This window comes from Corallococcus sicarius (genome assembly GCF_003611735.1).
Taxonomy (GTDB): Bacteria; Myxococcota; Myxococcia; order Myxococcales; family Myxococcaceae; genus Corallococcus; species Corallococcus sicarius.
In genome coordinates, this window is record NZ_RAWG01000798.1 from 1 (window position 1) to 379 (window position 379).

Sequence of the window (379 nt, forward strand, 5' to 3'; positions counted from 1 at the left end):
CTGGTGGGCAGTGAGTACAACACCCGCCGTGAGCAGTGTGAAACCGGTGCGCGCTTCTTTAACAAACCGGCACTGCGCGATGTGACACTGGAAGAGTTTTCCGCGTCGGAATCTCAGCTGGATGCGCTGGTGGCAAAACGTGTCCGCCACGTGATCACCGAGAATGCCCGTACGCTGGAAGCCGCTGATGCCCTGAGTAACGGCGACCTGAAGCGCATGGGTGAACTGATGGCAGAATCACACGCCTCAATGCGTGATGATTTCGAAATCACCGTACCGCCTATCGACCAGCTGGTTGAGATTGTTAAAGCAGAAATCGGTCCGCGTGGCGGTGTGCGCATGACCGGTGGCGGCTTTGGCGGCTGCATCGTGGCACTGA

General features: G+C 58.0%; 1 pseudogene. It reads left to right on the forward strand.

Annotated elements, in window-relative coordinates:
- Positions 1-379 (forward strand): annotated as a pseudogene (locus D7X12_RS42200) (galactokinase); the annotation flags it as partial.